The sequence below is a fragment of the Marinococcus sp. LNHM5E3-2.1 genome (genome assembly GCF_056034365.1).
The window spans coordinates 46,972-67,282 of the sequence record NZ_JBQLIB010000002.1; the positions used below are offsets into that span (position 1 = coordinate 46,972).

General features: G+C 51.2%; 21 protein-coding genes. 6 read left to right on the forward strand and 15 right to left on the reverse strand.

The annotated features are described in order from the left end of the window. Positions 1-57: 57 nt before the first annotated feature. The 3 genes from ACTRXH_RS04465 to ACTRXH_RS04475 form a co-directional block, all read right to left on the reverse strand. Entirely contained in the window at positions 58-888 is an 831-nt protein-coding gene (locus tag ACTRXH_RS04465) for an ABC transporter permease (protein WP_474280807.1), read from the reverse strand. Continuing rightward, positions 885-1,868, reverse strand: coding sequence for an ATP-binding cassette domain-containing protein (locus ACTRXH_RS04470; RefSeq protein ID WP_474280809.1), 984 nt, complete (start codon positions 1,866-1,868; stop codon positions 885-887). The genes ACTRXH_RS04465 and ACTRXH_RS04470 overlap by 4 nt, the downstream gene beginning before the upstream one ends. Positions 1,869-1,982: 114 nt before the next feature. Next, on the reverse strand, positions 1,983-2,843 hold the full coding sequence (locus ACTRXH_RS04475) for an alpha/beta fold hydrolase (RefSeq protein WP_474280811.1): 861 nt from the start codon (positions 2,841-2,843) through the stop codon (positions 1,983-1,985). Positions 2,844-3,031: 188 nt separating this feature from the next. On the opposite strand from ACTRXH_RS04475, the gene manA reads away from it, so the two are divergent. Further along, positions 3,032-4,000 carry a mannose-6-phosphate isomerase, class I gene (gene manA / locus ACTRXH_RS04480; RefSeq protein WP_474261555.1) on the forward strand — a complete coding sequence of 323 codons (969 nt, stop codon included), beginning with the start codon at positions 3,032-3,034 and terminating at the stop codon, positions 3,998-4,000. A gap of 37 nt (positions 4,001-4,037) precedes the next feature. Then, positions 4,038-4,679 carry a class I SAM-dependent methyltransferase gene (locus tag ACTRXH_RS04485; protein ID WP_474280813.1) on the forward strand — a complete coding sequence of 214 codons (642 nt, stop codon included), beginning with the start codon at positions 4,038-4,040 and terminating at the stop codon, positions 4,677-4,679. On the opposite strand, the gene ACTRXH_RS04490 is transcribed toward ACTRXH_RS04485, so the two are convergent. The 5 genes from ACTRXH_RS04490 to ACTRXH_RS04510 are packed head-to-tail and all read right to left on the reverse strand — an operon-like array spanning position 4,671 to position 9,258. Continuing rightward, the gene (locus tag ACTRXH_RS04490) at positions 4,671-5,201 is read right to left on the reverse strand and encodes a chromate transporter (protein WP_474261558.1); all 531 of its coding nucleotides are present in this window, start codon (positions 5,199-5,201) and stop codon (positions 4,671-4,673) included. The genes ACTRXH_RS04485 and ACTRXH_RS04490 overlap by 9 nt on opposite strands. After that, complete coding sequence (locus ACTRXH_RS04495; protein WP_474280815.1) at positions 5,198-5,755, reverse strand: chromate transporter; 558 nt, start codon at positions 5,753-5,755, stop codon at positions 5,198-5,200. Before ACTRXH_RS04495 ends, ACTRXH_RS04490 begins: the two co-directional genes overlap by 4 nt. Before the next feature lie 23 nt (positions 5,756-5,778). Further along, a complete protein-coding gene (gene ggt, locus ACTRXH_RS04500) occupies positions 5,779-7,392 on the reverse strand; it encodes a gamma-glutamyltransferase (protein WP_474280817.1) in 1,614 nt (537 codons plus the stop codon). 14 nt (positions 7,393-7,406) lie between these two features. After that, the gene (locus tag ACTRXH_RS04505; protein ID WP_474280819.1) at positions 7,407-8,591 is read right to left on the reverse strand and encodes an amidase; all 1,185 of its coding nucleotides are present in this window, start codon (positions 8,589-8,591) and stop codon (positions 7,407-7,409) included. Continuing rightward, complete coding sequence (locus ACTRXH_RS04510; RefSeq protein WP_474280821.1) at positions 8,584-9,258, reverse strand: GntR family transcriptional regulator; 675 nt, start codon at positions 9,256-9,258, stop codon at positions 8,584-8,586. Before ACTRXH_RS04510 ends, ACTRXH_RS04505 begins: the two co-directional genes overlap by 8 nt. 146 nt (positions 9,259-9,404) lie before the next feature. Between ACTRXH_RS04510 and ACTRXH_RS04515 the strand changes: the two genes are divergently transcribed. From ACTRXH_RS04515 to ACTRXH_RS04525, 3 genes are all read left to right on the forward strand, one after another. Then, positions 9,405-10,139, forward strand: coding sequence for an SDR family oxidoreductase (locus tag ACTRXH_RS04515; RefSeq protein ID WP_474280823.1), 735 nt, complete (start codon positions 9,405-9,407; stop codon positions 10,137-10,139). Positions 10,140-10,472: 333 nt separating this feature from the next. Beyond that, the gene (locus ACTRXH_RS04520) at positions 10,473-11,606 is read left to right on the forward strand and encodes an ABC transporter ATP-binding protein (RefSeq protein WP_474280825.1); all 1,134 of its coding nucleotides are present in this window, start codon (positions 10,473-10,475) and stop codon (positions 11,604-11,606) included. Between the two features lie 175 nt (positions 11,607-11,781). After that, positions 11,782-12,888 carry an AI-2E family transporter gene (locus ACTRXH_RS04525; protein ID WP_474280827.1) on the forward strand — a complete coding sequence of 369 codons (1,107 nt, stop codon included), beginning with the start codon at positions 11,782-11,784 and terminating at the stop codon, positions 12,886-12,888. A gap of 62 nt (positions 12,889-12,950) precedes the next feature. Here the strand turns inward: ACTRXH_RS04525 and ACTRXH_RS04530 are convergent, their stop codons facing one another. Continuing rightward, positions 12,951-13,379 carry a small multi-drug export protein gene (locus tag ACTRXH_RS04530; RefSeq protein ID WP_474280829.1) on the reverse strand — a complete coding sequence of 143 codons (429 nt, stop codon included), beginning with the start codon at positions 13,377-13,379 and terminating at the stop codon, positions 12,951-12,953. Between the two features lie 773 nt (positions 13,380-14,152). Between ACTRXH_RS04530 and ACTRXH_RS04535 the strand changes: the two genes are divergently transcribed. Continuing rightward, a complete protein-coding gene (locus ACTRXH_RS04535; protein WP_474280831.1) occupies positions 14,153-14,365 on the forward strand; it encodes a hypothetical protein in 213 nt (70 codons plus the stop codon). Between the two features lie 113 nt (positions 14,366-14,478). On the opposite strand, the gene ACTRXH_RS04540 is transcribed toward ACTRXH_RS04535, so the two are convergent. The 6 genes from ACTRXH_RS04540 to ACTRXH_RS04565 all read right to left on the reverse strand — a co-directional run bounded on the left by ACTRXH_RS04540 (position 14,479) and on the right by ACTRXH_RS04565 (position 20,246). Next, a complete protein-coding gene (locus ACTRXH_RS04540) occupies positions 14,479-14,961 on the reverse strand; it encodes a (2Fe-2S)-binding protein (RefSeq protein WP_474281103.1) in 483 nt (160 codons plus the stop codon). Then, entirely contained in the window at positions 14,958-17,234 is a 2,277-nt protein-coding gene (pucD, locus tag ACTRXH_RS04545; RefSeq protein WP_474280833.1) for a xanthine dehydrogenase subunit D, read from the reverse strand. Before pucD ends, ACTRXH_RS04540 begins: the two co-directional genes overlap by 4 nt. Beyond that, positions 17,231-18,097: an FAD binding domain-containing protein gene (locus ACTRXH_RS04550; protein ID WP_474280835.1), complete on the reverse strand. Its 867-nt coding sequence runs from the start codon at positions 18,095-18,097 to the stop codon at positions 17,231-17,233. The genes pucD and ACTRXH_RS04550 overlap by 4 nt, the downstream gene beginning before the upstream one ends. Beyond that, on the reverse strand, positions 18,073-18,675 hold the full coding sequence (locus tag ACTRXH_RS04555) for a nucleotidyltransferase family protein (protein ID WP_474280837.1): 603 nt from the start codon (positions 18,673-18,675) through the stop codon (positions 18,073-18,075). The genes ACTRXH_RS04550 and ACTRXH_RS04555 overlap by 25 nt, the downstream gene beginning before the upstream one ends. After that, entirely contained in the window at positions 18,672-19,673 is a 1,002-nt protein-coding gene (locus ACTRXH_RS04560; RefSeq protein ID WP_474280839.1) for an XdhC family protein, read from the reverse strand. Before ACTRXH_RS04560 ends, ACTRXH_RS04555 begins: the two co-directional genes overlap by 4 nt. A gap of 210 nt (positions 19,674-19,883) precedes the next feature. Then, complete coding sequence (locus ACTRXH_RS04565) at positions 19,884-20,246, reverse strand: Na-translocating system protein MpsC family protein (RefSeq protein ID WP_474280841.1); 363 nt, start codon at positions 20,244-20,246, stop codon at positions 19,884-19,886. Positions 20,247-20,311 lie beyond the last annotated feature (65 nt).

Sequence of the window (20,311 nt, forward strand, 5' to 3'; positions counted from 1 at the left end):
ATTTCGTTATATTCATTAATTACTTCGGAAAAAGTCTTAAACATACACAACGACCGTTTATTTTTTATAATACAAATACATGGTCAGCGGTGCGAATACGAGGACTAATAAAAATGAAACCAACAGCACCCACCCGACCTCAGCAAAGGCCGGGTCTCCACCCATAAATCCTCGGACAGCTACAACAAGAAACGATACCGGGTTGATTTCCACAATCGGCTGAAGCCAGCTGGGCATTGTCTCGGGATCCACAAACACATTACTGATAAAAGTTAATGGAAACAGAACCATCATGCTTGCTCCCATCAGTGACTTTTCCGACCTCATCACGATGCCAAGCGTCGTCCAAATCCAGGAAAGACTGAAGGCAAACACAAGCAGTATGCCTACGCCCAGCAGTATACCCACCAGCCCGCCCTCCGGCCGGAACCCAAGGATAAAGCCAAGTGTAATCATAATCGTAGAAGCAATCGAATACCTGACAAGATCCACGAGCAGAGCCCCGACTAGAACGGAGGGCCTCCAGACTGGCAGGGTCCGGAAGCGGTCGAATATCCCCTTGGTAATATCGTTGTTTAATTCGATACCTGTGTACATCGTAATACTAACTACGGTCAACACCAGTACCCCCGGCAGCACAAACTGTAAATAGGCTTCTGTCGATCCGGCAAGGGCGCCGCCAAATAAATAGGTGAACATAAGCAAAAAGATAATTGGAAAAGCAGTAATATCAAACAGCTGCTCGGGCACATATTTGATTTTCAGAAGCATTCTGCCGCCAAAGGTAAGTGACGCCGAGACCGGGCCTGCGTTTTTTGGACGTTCGCTGGTCGACACTGCGGCCCGGAGCACATCCTGCTGACTGAGAGGAGCCTGTTTTTTGTTCATGCTTCCGCCTCCACTTCTTCCTCTTCTGCTGAACGTCCAGTCAGGGTAAGAAATACTTCATCCAGGCTCGGTTTGCCTACAGAAAAGTCTGAAACAGCGATACCGGCTTTATTTAATTCATCGAGTATTTGTACCGCCAGGTTGTTCTCTGCCACCTGGGCCGTCAATCCCGAGGCATTAGAGGAATAATTCACAGCTGTTCCCAGCTTTTGCTGCAGCAGCTGGGCAGCGATCGGCCGCTGCCCAGGGTCCTGAAGACGGACATGCAGCTTGCCCACTCCTACTGATGCCTTCAATTCACCACTCGTTCCTTCTGCGATGACTTTTCCCTGGTCAATCACCGCGATCCGGTCCGCCAGCTGATCCGCCTCATCCAGATACTGAGTAGTTAACAGCACCGTGGTGCCCGTATCTACCAGCGTCCGTACAATATCCCAAACCTGATTGCGGCTTCTTGGGTCAAGGCCTGTCGTCGGCTCGTCCAAAAATAACAGATCCGGTGTTACGACAATGCTTGCAGCGATATCAAGCCGGCGTTGCATCCCGCCGGAATACTGCTTCACCTGTTTTTTTGCCGCTTCTTCAAGTCCGAAAGCACGAAGCAGCTCGTACGCCCTGGATTTTGCCTGAGCTCGTGTAAAACCCATCAGCCGCCCAATTAAATGAAGGTTTTCCAAACCGGATAAATCTTTATCCACTGAGGCAAACTGTCCTGTCATACTGATCCGCTTCCTTATGAACGCTGCCCCCTCCACTACATCATGGCCAAACACACTTGCCCGGCCTCCACTGGGCTGGAGAAGGGTCGCAAGTATGCGGAGAACTGTCGTTTTTCCAGCTCCGTTTGGACCGAGTACTCCGTACACTGTTCCTGCCGGCACCTCCAGATCGATCCCGTCCACCGCACGGATCGATTCAAACGTCTTCACCAGACCTTTGACGTCAACAGCAATTCTTTGTTCGTCCACCTCGTTGCCCATCCCTTGTACCTCCTTATACGTCGTCTCTAAACCGTCTCCTTTTTCTTTATGATAGCACTGCCAGCCCATCCGGACTTCTTTTCGATTGCTGTAAAAACATATGTTCGTATTTTTTTACAGCCGGTTCTTTTTTAAGAAATTTAACACAGCACGGTCTCTGTACTCTGCTCCCGACCCGATCCAGATCAGATGCCCCCACGAATCCAGAATAGTTAATTCCGCCTGAGGTATTAAACGTTTAGCCTCGTACGCATGCTCTAGAGGCACCGAAGCGTCATGCTCACTGTGCACAATCAGCACCGGTGCATAAATCATCGGCTGCACCTCTTTTGCCGCATTTGTGTTCACATCAATCAGAAAACCCTTCCCAGACCTCTGTACTGCTATCATACTGGCAAATTCCTGAAGAGCCCTGCTGTTTAATTCCTGACGAATACGTTCATACGAAAGCGTGCTGAACGAGGCAGCCATTTGTTTAAATATCATTTCCGGCCTTCTTTTGACAGCCATCCTCAGCAGAGCCCATGTTCCTTGTTCCACTATCGGCCGAAACAGCACCTTTGCTGCTTTGTAGGCAGCATCCTTTTTCGTCAGCCATTCGGTAGTGACCGCTGACTCGAGCGTCAATGTACGCACCCGTTCAGGATAAGCTGAAGCAAGCATCAACCCGTTCGGCCCTCCGGCGGAAACCGCAAGCACATGAACAGCGTCTATCTGCAGATAATCAAGCAGACCGGCGCAGGCTTCTGCGGTTCCTTCCAGAGAGGCGCCGATTTCTGCGCTTGTGGCTCCGTACCCGGGCCTCGAAGGCGTAATTAACCTGTATCCCCGCTTCACAAGCGGTGCATAGCCCATCTCCTCCATGCAATTGGAATGCCCTCCATGCATCACCAGCACCGGCTCCCCAGTCCCACAAATGGTATATTCCATCTGCGTACCGTCCTTCCGGTACCACATACCAAGTGTCCGCTTCATGTTCTGCTCCCCTTCCCGTTTTCTATACTTTTACTATATCCTATAATGAAGTGGGCTGCCGGGCGCATTTCCGCTGAGACCGGAAAAAATTTACGGACGGATTTTTCATAAACATTCACGCAGGAATTGCAAAGCATTCTGCTCTTTGTCATATTAAATAAGAGACAAATTATAAACGGAGGCTGACCATGGATCAATTTATCTTTTTTCAACCAATCTTTCAGGAACGCATTTGGGGTGGTAATAAATTACATACTCATTTTAATTACAACATCCCATCAGCATCGACCGGTGAAGCATGGGTCTTTGCCGCTCATCAAAACGGTTCAAGCATTGTAGCGAACGGCTCCTACGCGGGTAAAACGCTCCTGAATCTCTGGCAGGATAAGCGGGAATGGTTCGGTTCGTTAAAAGGCGACCGCTTTCCGCTGTTAACGAAAATTCTCGACGCGGCCAAGGATCTTTCGGTGCAGGTGCATCCGGACAATCAGTACGCCGCCGCTAATGAAAACGGCGAATACGGCAAGACTGAATGCTGGTACGTGATTGACTGCGATGAAGACGCGGAGCTCGTACTCGGGCACAACGCCGACAGCCGGTCAGAGGCTACGGAGCTCATTGCCGCCGGCGAATGGGACGCTTTTTTACGGAGAGTGCCGGTAAAGCCCGGGGATTTTGTTTACGTACCGAGCGGCACGATGCACGCCATTGGCGAAAGCGTGCTTATTCTGGAAACCCAGCAGAACTCGGACGTCACCTACCGCGTCTATGACTACGACCGGACCGATAACGAAGGAAACAAGCGGGAGCTTCATCTGCAGCAGGCCCTCGACGTGACTCATTTCCCTCATGAGGATGCTAAAGTGGATCCTTCTGTGGAATCCGACGGCGAGGCAGAAGTCACCACCTTTGTGGAGGCAGACTACTTTTCCGTCTACAAATGGGAGGTGCACGGTACAGCTTCATTCACCTGCGAAGCGCCGTTTCTGCTCTGCAGCGTCATTGAGGGCAGCGGCACTGTCGATAACCTGACGGACAGCGCCCCAATCCAAAAAGGCGATCATTTTCTCGTCCCTAATCACGTAACCGACTTCACGATCGACGGCAATGTCACCTGCATTGTGTCTCATCCGAATGCCTCCCTTCACTCCTCCTAAATACAGAAAACCACCTTCTGCCAGGCAGAGGGTGGTTTTGTTATACTATAAAAAAACAAAGATTGGCGGCGGTACGATGAACATGTTCCCTCTATTGTATACTCCGATCATGCAGCCGGTGGAAAAACAATTTCTTTATGCGCTCCGGCAAAAACACATTCCCTCTCTCTCCGGCCACGTACTCGAGATCGGCTCCGGTCCCGGAGCAAATTTTCCTTACTACCGGGCAGCTGCAAAAGTAACTGCCATCGAGCCGAATGACCGGATGCGCAAGCAGTCTATTCCGGCGCAGATGCACGCTCACGTCCCGATTCGCACACTCGGTTCTTCAGCTGAGCGACTGCCCTTTGACGACAATACCTTCGACAGCCTTGTCTGTACACTCGTGCTCTGTTCTGTCGAGGACCCCATCCAGGTACTGCAGGAATTAAAACGGGTATGTAAACCGGGAGCTGCGGCCTATTTTCTCGAGCATGTCCAGATGCCGCACCCAGCGGCAGCGCGTGTCCAGCATAATATAACGCCGGTATGGAAGCACTTTTGCGACGGCTGTCACCTCGATCGCCCCACCCGTTCGCACATTGAGCAGGCCGGATGGAGCATTACTGGAACCGACAGTTATTTTCAGGGATTTTTACTATCCATGCAGGCTGTTCTTCCTCCAGACCCATCAGCCTAAAAACAAAATGCCGTAGATGATGGCAAGCACAATGACCAGTGCCGGATGCAGCTTCGTTTTTTCAAGCAGGAGGTAGCTTGCCACAAGCATCCCGGCTGTCTGCCAGCCGCCTGCGCCTTCCCAGGCACTGGTGAAAAACTGCAGCGTTAATATGCCAAGCAGCACTCCAATGACCGGACGCACATAGGCGGTGAGTCGTTTTACCTTCGGGGAGTTCCTGTATTTGTACAAAAAGCCCATTAGGACGATCATTAAAATTAACGACGGGGCAACGGTCGCAAACAGACCGGCAGCAAGCCCCGGCCAGCCGGCGACTTCATACCCGATGTAGCCGGCCATTTTTGTGGCAATCGGTCCGGGCAGGGCGTTACTGATAGCCAGCACTTCACTGAATTCACCCACGCTCATCCATTCGTACCGGTTCACCACTTCATGCTGGATAAGCGGAATGGACGCCGGACCGCCGCCGTAGCCGAGAATACCCGGGATAAAAAACGCCATAAAAACCTCTAAGTAAATCACGTGGAGGTGTCCTCCTCTCGTTTAGCAGGATCCTTCTGAACCAGTGCAGCAATCAGAAGCACTGCAATAACGATCGCCGGATGCACACCGAGCACGCCAAGTACCACAGCGGCCCCGATAATAAATGCTATCGTCTTCTTCCAGCCCAGGTCACCGCCGGATTTTTTAATAAATCCCCATGTCAGCACTCCCATCAGCACCGTCACTACGGGAAGCACTCCGTTTGCAAGTCCGCTCACCCACGAAGCGTCCCGGTATTGGGACAAAATGCTGAAAAACAAAATCATCAACAGTGCCGTGGGGGCGACGATCGCCGCCACTCCGTTCAGCGCCCCAAGAACACCGCCGCGGCTGTAGCCGATGTATCCGGCAAGCTTGGTGACGATCGGCCCCGGAAGCGTGTTGGCAATCGCTAGTGTATCGCCGAATTCCTCGTCGGTCATCCATTCATAGTGCTCCACTACTTCTTTTTGCACGAGTGGAATCGACGCCGGTCCTCCCCCGTAGCCAAAAATACCGACCCGGAAAAAGGCGAGAAAAATTTTCCACTGCATCACTTCCACCTCTTCTCTCTTTATTACCAGGCAGCTACGTTGCCGTCTGTGCGGGATTCGCTTCCCCCGCAGAGTACTCCAGTTTCCGGATCTCTCCATATAATCTGTCCACGGCCAAAGCTCGAGGATTCTGTTTCTATTTTCACCGTATGGCCTTTCCGGTTCAGCGCCTGAGCGGCTGCCGCGGAGAAGTCAGGCTCCACTGTAATCAGCTTATCCCGCTTCCACTGCCATCTCGGTGCATCCAGGGCCGCCTGCGGATGAAGACCGAAATCAATAGTATTCATGATCATCTGCATATGGCCCTGGGGCTGCATGAATTCCCCCATCACCCCGAACGGTCCCACGGGTTCACTGCCCTTAGTCAAAAAACCGGGAATAATCGTATGATACGGCCGTTTTCCGGGCATCAGCCCATTGGCGTGCCTGTCATCCATGGAAAAATTGTGCGCCCGGTTGTGAAGGGCGATTCCGGTCTCCGGCACCACCATTCCTGAGCCGAAGCCCATGTAATTGCTCTGGATAAATGAAACCATATTGCCGTCCCCGTCAGCAGCTGCCAGGTACACTGTGCCTCCGCTGTGCGGATCTCCTGCTTCGGGCACCATCGCTTCATTTCCAATTTCACCGCGCCGGGTCTCTCCATACGCATCCGAGAGCAGCTCTTCGGTGGTCCGGGTCATGGCGTCCGGATGGGCGACATATTTTTCTCCGTCCGCAAATGCAAGCTTCATCGCCTCCATTTGATGATGAAGGGTGTTGACGCTGTCGCGCTCCTGAAAATCATACCCCTTCAATATGTTCAGAGCCATTAAAGCAACAATCCCCTGGCCGTTCGGCGGAATTTCCCAGACGTCATATCCTTTGTAGTGCACCGAGATCGGCTTCACCCACTCCGGCTTGTACAGCGCCAGATCCTTGGAGCGCAGATAGCCGCCCTGCTCTTTCATGTAAGTGTCTATTTTCTTCGCCAGGTCTCCGCGGTAAAACGATTCTGCATTTGTTTCAGCAATTTCCTTTAACGTCTCCGCATGCTCTTTGGAGTTCCATAGCTCTCCCGCAGCCGGGGTGCGGCCCTCCGGAGCGAACACCCGGCTCCAGTCGGCAAACACTGTCGGATCGAGCTCTTGCTCCAGTGTTTCAAAGGCGGACGCCCACAGCGTTGCCAGCGTGGATGCTACCGGATAGCCTTCCTCAGCGTAAGCCACAGCTGGAGCGATCAATTCTGAAAACGGAAGCCTACCGAAAGCACGGGACAGCTCTGCCCACGCAGCCGGCGCTCCTGGCACCGTAATCGGTACCGGTCCCCGTTTTGGCATTTCATCGTAGCCGTCTTTATACAGCCCGTCGATCGAAAGCTCCTCCGGCGCATAGCCGCTGGCATTCAGGCCATGGAGCTCGCCGTCCATCCAGACGAGCGCAAAGGCATCACCGCCAATCCCGTTGGATGTCGGCTCGAGTACGGTCAGACTTGCTGCTACAGCAACAGCTGCATCCACAGCGTTGCCTCCTTTTTTTAAAATGTCGAGACCTACCTGGGAAGCAAGCGGCTGTGACGTAGCCACCATGCCTTTTTTACCGTACGTCGGCGTGCGGTAGGATGCATATGGATGATGGTGCGGATCAAATGAAATCATGATAATCGCTCCTTTTATAAATCAGTATGCTGAAGACGGTGGACGACATGCTGGACAAATGACAGGAGCCGGCGATCATCGTTCCGATTGGCGATAATTGAAATCGAGATCGGAGCTTTTCCCGGCATTTCCACTGGAATAGTTACCTGCGGCAGCCCGCCGATACCCGCAATACAGGTCAGCTGCATCGTGCGTTTCCGCACCGCCTGTATCTCCTCTTCCCCGGCATGAATTTTCGGGGCCGGTCCGGGCACAGTCGGAATAACCATCACCGTGTCTTGTCCCAGCCTTTGCTGCACCTCCTCCTGCAATTGTTTCCGTTTTTCAAATATGTGGGGATAATCCTCCCGCCGGGTGTCTGCGGCAAACGCAAACCGGTCCCGGACACCGGGTCCAAACGACGGCTTATACTCCCTGATCCATTCCCGATGCATTTCTCCAATTTCCACTGCCTGCTGCAGCCGAAAAACTTCAGCCCATTCTGCGAGCGAGTCTTCCGCCAGCCTGTTTTCATTCAGTGTTTCGGCCTGCGCCTGCACGGCGGAAAATACTTTTCCAAGCGACTTCTTGTATTCATCGGCATATTCCTTCCACGCCTCTTCCTCCCACCAGATCGTCCGGTACGGGGTTTCTTCTTCTCCCGCCGGAAGGAGCGCTTCTCCTACCTGCTGTAAAACCCCGGGGTCTCTGCTCATCCAGCCGACAGTGTCAAAGCTCGGAGCGAGCGGCACGACGCCTTCAAGCGATACGGCCCCGTGCGTCGGGCGTATGCCGTACAGGCCGCAGTAGGAGGAGGGCACGCGCACCGAGCCGCCTGTATCCGTACCAAGGGCAAAATCGACGCTGCCGGCCGCTGCCGCTGAGGCCGATCCGCTCGAGGACCCTCCTGGTATTGCTTCCGGGTCGGCTGGATTGACCGGCATGCCGTAATGCACGTTGTCGCCGTGCAGGCTGTACATTAATTCATCGCTGATGGTCGTTCCGGTCAGCGCAGCCCCGCTCCGAAGCAGGCGTTCAATTGCCGGCGCATTAGCTGTGTTTTCCGGGTGGGTTCGAAGCCATTCCGGGTGGCCCGCAGACGTTTTTTCGCCGTGAACCGCGAACACGTCTTTCACTGCAAACGTATAGCCGGAAAGATTCCCGTTCATCGTAGGCTCGAGCCGCAGCTTCTTATTCATAAACGCTTCCTGTTTATTCATTTGTCGAATCCTCCTCGGAAATGGCCTGGATAATGGCTTCGGCCGTTTTTTCCGCGTGCTCTCCGTTCAGCTGAAGCAGTTCTTCGCGCTTATTCTCCTGCAGCAGAGCAAGCATCTGCTTGTGTTCGTCCTGCGACATATGAATCGAATGCACGTCGGAATCAATATTTGTATAGATGTTCATGTATGCTTCAATACGGCTCCATACGTATTCGAGCGATTTTATCAGTGGCTCGGAGCGGGAGGCCTCGTACCAGATCTGGTGAAACAGCCGATTTTGCTTCCGCCACTCCATTGGATCCGAAGCGTACCGGTCCATTTCGGCGATTCGCTCCTGAAGCCTGCGCAGGTTCTCTTCATTCATCTGTTCAAAGGCCCATGCCACTGCCAGTTCTTCGAGTTTATTGCGGATGGCAAACAGCTCGCGGACTTCACTGGCAGACAGACGGCTCACATAGACACTCCGTTTTTCTTCAAACAAAAAGCCTTCTGTTTTCAGCGTCGTAATCGCTTCCCGGACCGGCATTGTGCTCACCCCGAACTCCCCGGCAATCTGCCGGATGGTCACCTTCTCGCCAGGCCGCCGCTCTCCCTGAATGATCTGCTGCTTCAGCAGTTTGTACACTTCTGTACGTAACGTTGACACATGCAAAGATGGTTGATTCACAGCACTCGCCCCTTTGTGATCTGTGATCACAAACATTTTTTATTATTTTAGCAGAAAAATCCTCTTCTGCAAACTAGTTTTTAGTTTACTTTATCGGCGTTTTTCCTTCATATTTAAAAGAAGAGAAGCTCAAGGAGGACGATACCATGACAACACTAGTAACCGGCGTGAGCCATGATCAGGGCATCGGTGCTGCCGTCTGCCGTCTGCTTGCCGAGCGGGGAGAAAATATTATTTTCACTACCTGGGGCTCAGACATCGACTGGGCGGCAGAATTTAAACTGCATCTCGAAAACCAGGGCATCGAAATTTATTATATCGAAGCCGATTTCTCGAATCCGGGCGCGCCGGATGAACTCCTCGATCAGCTGAACGAGCTGCCGCTGTTTCCAACCGCACTCGTCAATAATGCTGCCTATTCAGCCAACGACAGCTACGAGCGCCTGAACGGGGAATCGCTTGATGAGCATTATTACGTTAATATGCGTACCCCCTTTCTGCTTACCACGAAAATCGCCCAGCGGTGGATTGATTTTGGTATCACCGGAAAGATCGTAAACCTGACCTCCGGACAGGATCTCGGACCGATGGTAAACGAAATTGCCTACGTATCTACGAAAGCAGCGGTGCGGGCATTTACCGAATCCCTGGCTGCCGAGCTCGCACCGTATGATATCAACGTTAACGCCGTCAATCCGGGGCCGACGAACACCGGATGGATGGATCCGGCTATGGAAAAAGAGCTGTCGAAAAAATTCAGTAAAGGTCGGATTGGACAGCCGGAAGACGCAGCCAAAGCAATCGCCTTTCTGTTGTCAGACGAGTCGGACTGGATCGTCGGCCAGGTTATCCACTCCGAAGGCGGATTTTTACGCAGCTAGCCGGCATGACGCCGGTCAGTTCGATGTCGCTGCAGGATGTAGCGATGTTAATCGAACATCATTTAAATAAACACCCTGCGCCTTTCTTTGTCCAGCTCCGGGTGTTACCATCCCCGTCCGTTCGTGATTTCAGAGCGTTTGTGACTTCGTCTCAATCCGTCTGAAACCGACGAGCCGTCAGGGATGGTGATCAAACACCCTGCGCCTTTCTATTCACCTTGCACAACATTTCTTTTGTTAACTTTGTTCAGGTTGTCTATATTAATCTGTAAGCGTTTTCTTTAATATAAGCAACAGATAACATAAACCTTCTTCAAAAGGAGCGAACTTATTATGGCTGGTATCCGCATGAATCACATTACAAAAACATACGATGGTGACGTTACTGCAGTAGATGATTTTAATCTTGATGTTGAGGACAAGGAATTTATCGTTTTCGTCGGCCCTTCGGGTTGCGGGAAATCCACTACTCTCCGCATGATTGCCGGACTCGAGGATATTACGGACGGCGATTTATATATCGGAGATGAGCGCGTCAACGACGTTTCTCCAAAAGACCGCGATATCGCGATGGTGTTCCAGAACTACGCCCTGTATCCGCACATGAACGTATACAACAATATGGCTTTTGGCCTGAAGCTCCGTAAGTTCAAAAAAGATGACATTGACCAGCGTGTAAAAAACGCAGCCGATATCCTCGGGCTGACAGACTACCTTGACCGTAAACCAAAAGCGCTCTCCGGTGGTCAGCGTCAGCGTGTTGCTCTTGGACGTGCCATCGTCCGCGACCCTAAAGTATTTCTGATGGACGAGCCGCTTTCCAACCTGGATGCGAAGCTTCGTGTACAGATGCGTACAGAAATCATTAAGCTTCACCGCCGCTTAAACAGTACAACGGTTTATGTAACGCACGACCAGACAGAGGCTATGACCATGGCGACCCGTATCGTTATTATGAAAGACGGCGTGGTGCAGCAGGTAGGCTCTCCTAAAGAAGTATACGATCACCCTGCTAACGTTTTTGTAGGCGGTTTCATCGGCTCACCAGCGATGAACTTCCTCGAGGGACAGATCAACGGCAATATCCTTGAACTTGGCGAACATAAGCTTGAAATCCCGGAAAACAAAATGCAGACGCTGCGGGACCGCGGATTTGCAGATGAAAAAGTAACCTTCGGCATTCGTCCGGAAGACATCCACCATGTAATGGGTGGTACTACTTCCTCGAAAAATAAACTGAACCTTGATATTGAAGTAGCTGAAATGAACGGGGCAGAGTCCATGCTTTACACCAGCGTTAACGGCAAACAGGTTATTGCCCGCGTGGATGCGAACAGCAGCATTCATGCCGGAGACAAACTCGACCTTTTCTTCAATATGGACCGCTGCCACTTCTTCAGCCCGGAAACGGAAGAAGTACTGACTCCGGAATTAAAAGATCTTTCCGCCACCTCCGCCACTCAGTAAAGCAGAATACGGCACCTGTTCCCATTCGGGACGGGTGCTTTTTTATGCTTTTTTAGAAAAATTTTGCTCCCATTAAGTACAGTTTTATGTTTCCGCCTGTATAATGAAGGGAACGTGTACAAACGTCTTGATTTTCGTTTATCCCTTATTAAGAAAAGAGTGGTGATTGTAAAACATGTACCAATACAAATGGTTTCGTGTATCGTTAGGTATACTGGTTTTTTTAGCCATTGCCTTTATGGCCCGGCAGGTAGACTATATTTTTCAGCCCTTATTCGTATTAGTAGGAACGCTCGCCGCTCCCATTATTATTTCCGGCATTTTAAGCTATTTGTTCCGGCCGTTTGTTACTATGATCTCCAAGTACATACCCCGTTCATTGTCCATCCTGCTTTTGTACGGTGTGCTTGTCGGTGTCATTGCTTTGATTATAAATTTAATCGGCCCGATTATTGCCAGCCAGTTTAATCAGCTGATCAACCAGATTCCCCGCTACTTTGAACAGGTACAGTCCTTTATCATGAACAACCAGAACCATCCGGCTATACAGCCAATAATGCAGGGGAATGACATCTCTATGGATTCTCTTGGCTCCCAGCTGCAGAATTCAGCCAGTACGATCACGGATTCGCTTGTTTCAACAATAGTTACAATAGGGAGTGCCATCGTCAGTTTCTTTGTTATCCTGTTTGTTATTCCGTTTGTGCTTTTCTATATTCTGCGCGAAGGCCATAAGCTTCCAGGCTTTATGCTGAAATTTGTGGATCGTGAACATCGCCCGGAGGTACACAAAATTTTACAGGATATGGACCGTGCGCTTGCGAACTATATTCAGGGACAGATTACCGTCAGCTTTATCGTGGGTATTCTTTCCATGATCCTTTTCTGGATTATCGGTCTCGACTACGTGCTCATTCTCGGCATCATCTGTATGCTGACGAACCTCGTTCCATTTGTCGGACCGTTTATCGGCACCATACCAGCCGTAATCGTCGGGTTATTTCAATCCCCGATTACCGCGCTGCTCGTTATTCTCGGTGTCGTTGTTATCCAGCAGTTTGAATCCAACCTAATCTCTCCGCAGGTTATGGGACGTGTGCTGAAGGTGCACCCCGTCACCGTCATTTTCGTTTTGCTTTTCGCAAGCAGCATGTTCGGCCTGCTTGGGTTGATTCTCGCTATACCGGCGTACGCCCTCTTAAAAGTGGTCGTTACCAACCTGTACCGGATTTGGCAGATCAACCGGCGCGGGCACAAACACCGCCGCGAAGAAATGATTTAATCATAGAAAAGGCCGGCAGCCGCATGATTGTGCGTGCTGCCGGCTTTTTGCTGTTCTAAACCTTAAAACCAACCGAGGCCAAGCTGCATCGACCCGGCAATGGCAATGCCGTAAATTAGAATACTCGTACCGGTGGAGAGAAACAATGTCCGCTTTGACATGCCAATGGCTTTGGCAATCACGGCAATGGCCCAGACGCCTGCAATCGGCGCCAGCAGCAGAATAACCCAGCCTCCGTACTGCTCTATTTTGCCCCGGAACCGGTTGCCGGCCAATTTTTTCATCCAATTGGAGAAAAAGCTGACTCTCTCCAGCTGGCGATAAAAAAGCGTCACGGTCGGCACCGCCATGAAGTTTCCCACGGCCGCCCACAAAACAGCCGATACAGGATCAAATCCTGCCCCCATCGCTGCAGGTACTGCAATGTAAATTTCAAACAGTGGAAAATAACCCATAAACCAGGCCAATGAAGCCATCAAGATATATTCCATTATTTCTCCCCCCTTTCCTACCGAAAATTTCACACAAAAATTATTTTAGCACGCGTTATTCCGGCTGGGAAGCGAAAAAACCTGTTAAGAAGTAATTAACTCCTTATATATATTAATATGTTCCAATTACTAAATATAACTATATATACATCAGTCATATGAATGTTTACTTGAAAAGCTCTGCTTCTGGAGCCGTCTTTTCAAAGCACTCTAAAGCACTAATATTTGTAAATTTTTTGCACATTTTAACCAAAGCAGCTATTTTTAAATTAACAGCGTGCAAAAATCCTCCAATTATCGGTTTTTTCGATAAAGAAAAAGGTGAAAACAGGTAAATAGTCCTTTAAAATACATATTTAATACTTTCCTCGTACTTTTTAATTTTTTTATCTCAAAATTACTTATATACCAGTATTTTCACATTTTACTATGTATCAGCATGCTTTTCAGACACCTTGAAAAAAAGATAGGCCTTTATTCTTGAAAGCGGGACCTAGTTCCCGCCTGCGCTTTTTTATGATTATTGTATTCCGTGTTTACCCAAAACAGTGAAGTGTTGATACTAAAGCATTTAACGCATATATTTTAGTACAATACTATAAATGCGCCCTGTATTTGCTGCCTCTCTTATCAGACCGGAATCCCCTCAAGCACGCTATCTGTAATTAGAATTGTTACTTATTTAGCATTTCTTCCAAATTTATATCGTGGTACGGTAACTGTAACGAACTTTTCCTTTCGACAATGGTGTAAAAAGTGTTAAGAGGGGGCGAATGGCAGTGTCGGAGAAAAATGAGACGCTTTATGTGGAATTGCTTGAATCTTCTGATGATCCGCATCAGAGCTTCATGGAGTTATCCCGTACGATTCTGGATCAGGGCGTCGACTCAGAGAAGAAAGTGGAAGTGATGCGAAGGCTTTTGCAGGCGTATGATACTGTGTCCCGCAGATACAAGACCGTTATACCACTTCGGAAAGTAACGTAAATAAAGATATAACAGGGGGAAGCCGGCAAGCTTGGGAATGCCGGCTTTTTGTATGGTTTTTTAATCTATGCAAGCATGCAAAAAGCCCGGGCGCGCAGCCCGGGCCTGATTTATTACTGGAGATTGGCGGCGGCTGCTTTCACTGCCCGGATAATGCCGCTGTAGCCGGTACATCTGCATATGTTTCCGGACAGCCCTTCCCGGATCTCTTCATCGTCCGGGTCCGGCGTATGCCTGAGCAGCGACTCTGCGGCCATGATCATGCCCGGCGTGCAGTAGCCGCACTGAAAGCCTCCTTCATTCATAAATGCCTCCTGTACTATACTGCAGCGCTCCTCTGTACCCATGCCCTCGATAGTCGTCACTTCTTTTCCTTCCACCTGGTAGGCAAGCAGCAGACACGAGCTTGTGAGCCTGCCGTCCACCCAGATCGAACATGCACCGCACCGGCCGATGCCGCAGGAAATTTTCGTGCCTGTTTCATGCAGCCGGTCTCTTAAAAGGTCGACGACCCGGTCCATCGGAAAAGCATCGACACTCACTTCTTCACCGTTTACGCGGAAGGTACACGCGTATGTGCCCTGCCGGTTCTCTATCCCCCGGGCATCTTTTCTGGTTTGTTCCAAGGCAGAAGCCCCCTTTGCTGAATCTGTTGCAGTACCCACTCTCTGGAAACAGGAAGCTTTTCCGGACGGGCTCCAATGGCCTGGTAAATAGCTTCCGCAATGGCCGGCGCCACTGCAATTGTTCCTATTTCCCCGACGCCCCTTGGTCCGTAAACGTCCCCTTCCATCACTTCTTCACGCGGCTTTACCGTCACATTATCCGGCAGGTCCTTTACCCCCGGCATCAAGTACGTATCAAAGTTTTCCGTCTGATAGTGCCCTCCGTTCATCACGGCGTCCTCCATCAACGTGTACCCGAGCGCCATGATGCCGCCGCCTTCAATCTGTCCCCTGTACCCCTGCGGATACATGACTGGCCCCGCCGATACGGATTGTTTCAAATCAAGCACCCGCACGGTGCCGGTTAAAAGGTTTACCTCTACCTCTGCGCTCACACCGCCGAAGGAATACAAATAATGACCGGAGTCAACTTCATCCGGCGTCACCGGAAAATCAAACGACGTATGCGTCTCAATATCCCCGTCCTGTACATATTCTGCCAGCGCCCTGTAGCTTAAAAAGAGCGAGGGCTCTGCGCCTCTTTTATGAATGCCACCTGCCTCCAGGTATAAATCTGCTCCAGCCGTACCGGTTACTCTCGATGCTTCGCTAAGCAGCTGTCTGCGAAAGGAGGTCTTCATGTTTTCCACGGCTGTCCAGACCATACTCGTGCCGCGTGAAGCGGTCGTTGAACCTGAAACCGGCACTTTATTTGTGTCACCGATTGTTATTTCAATATCCTCTTCCTTACAGGAAAATGTGTCTTTCATCACCGTTTCAATCACGGCTGTAATGCCCTGGCCGCATTCTTCAAACCCGAAAGCAGCTTCAAGCTTTCCATCCTTTGTAAGAGCAAGCCGCCCGCCAGAAGGGTCCAGCCGTCCATAGCCAAGACCACCCCCGTGCATGGATACAGCACCGCCCCGGCCGTTTTTCACCCAGAGGGTTTCTCCCGCATTACTCAGCGGCAGCTGCTGCCAGGCGGTGACGTCTTCAAGTATCATTTGTCCACCGTCCGTCGGAGCAATTTCCTGACCAAGCGGGCCGGCGTCTGAAGGCTTTCTCATATTTTTGGCCCGCAGCTTCGTTCCTTCCATTCCAAGCTTTTCTGCCAGCCGGTCCATCTGCCCCTCAAGCGCAAACGTTACCTGATTACCGCCAAAACCGCGAAATTCCCCAGCTACACCGTTATTTGTAAACACGGAAACACCGGTGGTCGTAATGTTTGGGATGGGATACAGCCCGCTGGCATGCTCGACAGCAAAGTCCAGAATCGCCGGGCCAAGTGTGGCATAAGCCCCGGTATCCGCATAAATAGTTGTTTCATGCACGAGTATGCGTCCGCTATCATCAGCGCCTGTCCGCATCGTAATTGTCATCGGGTGGCGCTTCAATCCTGCCCGTATCGACTCTTCCCGGGTGTTATGCACCCGCACCGGAAGCCCTGTTTTCAGTGCCAGCAGGGCCCCGTACGGCTGCAGGTTCAGCTCATCCTTGCCGCCAAACGACCCTCCGATTGGACTTGAAATGATGCGTATCTTCTCTTCCGGAGCGTCCAGAATTCTCGACAGCTGAAAACGATCTTTAAACCCGTGCTGTGTAGCCATGTATACGGAAATGCTCCCATCTTTTTCCGGGACAACCACCCCGCCCTCCGTTTCCATATAGCCATGCATCTGACGGGGCAGCTGATACGTCTCTTCGACAATACAGGTACAGCCCGTAAAGCCCTCCTGCAGATCCCCGCGTGTATAGGAAGCTTCATGCAGGATGTTCCCATTTTCGTGCAGCTGTTCCGCTTCGGGAGCCAGCGCTTTTCCGATCGAATCAAGCACAGCCAGCGGCTCGTATTCCACTACTACAGCTGCCAGGGCCTGATCTGCCGTTTCTTTTGAGTCTGCTGCCACTGCGGCTATTGCATCTCCCGTATAGCGTACTCTGTCTTCACAAAATACGGGCTGGTCCGGCATAACGATGCCAAAGCGGTTTAACCCCGGCACATCATGATGTGTCAGCACCGCATGAACGCCCGCCAGCGCTTCGGCCGCTGATGTATCGATTCTTTTAATACGGGCATGCGGGTATTCGCTTCGCAGCACTTTTCCGATCAGCATATTTTCTTCAAAACGGTCGGTTAAATACTTCAAGGCTCCGGTTACTTTCGGTACAGCGTCCGGCCGGCGCTGATTTTTTGGCTGTTTCATGTTTTATGCACACCTCCTTTTTCTGCATTATCTTCGAGCCACAGGTGGGATAAAAATAAGTGGGCAGCCGTCTGCAGGCGGTAGTTTCCTGAAGAAAACGGTTCATCCTCCGGCTGATAATCAGCTGCAAGAGCCTCAAAGAACGCTTCCGGGGTCCATCCGGATTCGGCCACACATGCTTCTGCATAGCGAAGCCGCACCGGGGCGTCTTTTCCGCCTACTAACGCAAGCCTCGCCCTCATGCTTCCGTCTCCCTGCCTGCGGGCGCAGCCGCTTACAGCAAGGAGCGAGGCAGTGAATGCTTCCCTGCGTCCGATTTTTTCAAAAAAGTGTATGCTGTCCGGCCCTTTTTTCAGCGTTTTTGGCAGCAGCACAGCTGTTAATAGAAACATACCGTCATAGGAAGCTGCTTCTTCCACTGGAATACGGGCATACGATTCCCCGTTCCAGATTTCGAGCTCAGCCTGCAGCGCAATCAGTGCCGGCAGGGTATCTCCGTGGCCGTACATAATGTTGCCGCCGATGGTGCCCCGCGTACGTACAGCTGGAGCAGCAATCCGCCGCAGCGTTTCCCCCAGTATTTCCCGGGAAATGACCGGCTCCTCTATTAATTGTTCGAGTGTCATACAGGCTCCGATCCGTACGTACTTTTCTTCTTCCTGCAGAGAAGAGAGCCCGAATATACGCTCAAGCACGATCACATTGCCGGTAAACGCCCTCCCTTTTTCCCGCTCGACCTGCCGCCACGTGCCTCCGGCGATCCATTCCGCATCAGGAAAATGTTCCTGATACAGAGCAAAAGCTTCCTGTACCGTTTCCGGCATCCATACCACCGGCGTTACTGGTGTGTGTGCAGCATCCATCTGTATTCCTCCTCGGTGTCAACGTCAAGCTGCTCGAATTGCCTAAAGCCTACGTACGGGCTTCCTGTCCACGTATGCGTCCTCCGCAGAATAGAAGCAGCCCCGCGGTCACCCTCCACACTCTGCAGAGCAGCAAACATTTGTTTTTTAAACAGCATAGGCGGCTGGTAATGCCTGCCGGTCCACATCCCGGTAAAATCGCACGTCTGTATCTGTGCCTGCGCTATTAACCGGTCAATCGTCTCCGCTGTCAGACCGGGCTGATCGGCAAGTACAACGAGAACCGCCTCCGCTCCAATACGTACTGCTTCGTTCACTCCAGCCCGGAGGGAATATGCCTGCCCTTTCACTGCCAGCGGACTGGCTGCAAGACGCACCGGACGTTTATTTTGTTCGAATATTCTGTTATCTATCCATACAGACTGATTCGTCACGACGATAACTTCCTCTGCGCTGCTCTTTAGCACCTGCTGCAGCGCACTGCTCCCGAGCGTCGTATTTCTCCACGGTTTTTCGAGTTTGTTATGGCCCATGCGGGAGCTTTTCCCTGCTGCTAAATAAATTACCGCCGTTTTCATGCCATCACCTCTCCAGTTTTTGCGGCGTTTTGAAGAGCAATCAGCTCTCCGATCACGCTTACCGCAATTTCTTCAGGGCCTTCTGCTCCGATCGACAAACCGATAGGGGTTGTAACAATCTCCGGCAGTACCTCTGTCTGCAGCAGGAGTTTCGTTCTCGCCTTTGAACCGAGTACACCAATATATGCCATTGGCTGCTGCAAAAGATGCGTCAGCGCCTCCCTGTCCCTTTCAAAATGATGAGTCATAATCACCGCTATGTCTCCGCGGCGAAACACCGTCTCTGACCACCATTCATGGGGAAACCCGAGCACCCTTCCGGCCTCCGGAACCTCATTTCTGACTGTTTCCAGGGCGGCCGGGCGCCAGTCGAGAACCGTTACCTCGTACCGGCACCGCGCCGCCATTTGTACAAGCGGAAGCGCATCCGGGCCGGCACCGAAAATAAACAGCCTCGGTCTTGGCAGGATCTTCTGGACAAATATTTTCTCGCCCCGGCTGTCTGAAACAGAAGAACGGCCGCTCCCACGCTTCATCACAGCCGCCTGCCCGGCTAACTGTTCTGTTTTTTCGTCAGGTTTCCCGCCGCAGACGAACCATCCGCTCTCTGCAGTCGTGGCCCACCTCAGCACTGCTTCTCCCTGTTTCACGAAAGCGTGCATGCTGCGCATAGAGCCTTTTAGCTCCTCCGTTACCGGCTCAAGCAGCACTTCAATCACTCCGTTGCACCCCGTGCCTTCTCCCCAGGAAAGCTCTTCATAGCCCCGCATGTCATATGAAACCACTTGTGCTCCCTCTGCATGCACGTCCTCAATCCGGCAATGCAGATCCCCTTCAAGGCAGCCCGAACTCAGCATCCCCACAGAGCTTCCGTCTGCCTTTATCAGCATGGACGTGCCTTCCTTCCGGTACGCCGATCCCTCCACATTCGTAATCGTTGCCAGTATTTGTTTTTCGCCTGCAGAAAGCTGCGGAATAATATCATGCAGATGGTCCATGCATCTCGCTCCTTTTATAAAAAAAGCCGGAGAAAGGCACAGGTATCTGCTCCTGCGTTTCTCCGGCCTCTTCATTCCCGTCTAACAGGAATCAAGCTTCCGTCTGGATGGAAAGAGAAGAACTGCCGGTCTACAGCAGGTCTTCTTCTTAACTATTTGTATTTATTTTACTTCCATCCAGGCAGCTTGTAAGGAAGGATGTCATATAACCTAACGCGATTTTTCTTCCAGGTAAATAACGGTCGCCGCTGCCCCTGATACAGGATCAAAATCCTTCAATACAGTTCTTACCGGCAAATTCAGCTCCTGGACCAGCAGATGATGCAGACGCTTCTTGAATTCGTCCACCAGTGCCGCATCCACCTGGCTGGTCAGAGCCTCATTGTGCTGTTCGAGCGCCCGTAGCGCGGGCACTCTTTTATGCTCCCCAAAAATAATACACTTGTTCTGTAACAGCTCGACCTTTAACGTTTTCACCCCAACATCGTACATCTCCTGGTTCACACTGTTGTACAACTGAGCAATTTGCTGCTTGATCCATTTTTCACTTTCAAACTGTTTTTCCCACACCATTACCCCGTCCTTTCGTTCATGACTTATTATAACGAATAACGCGGTCTTAGCCTATTTTCATGAAA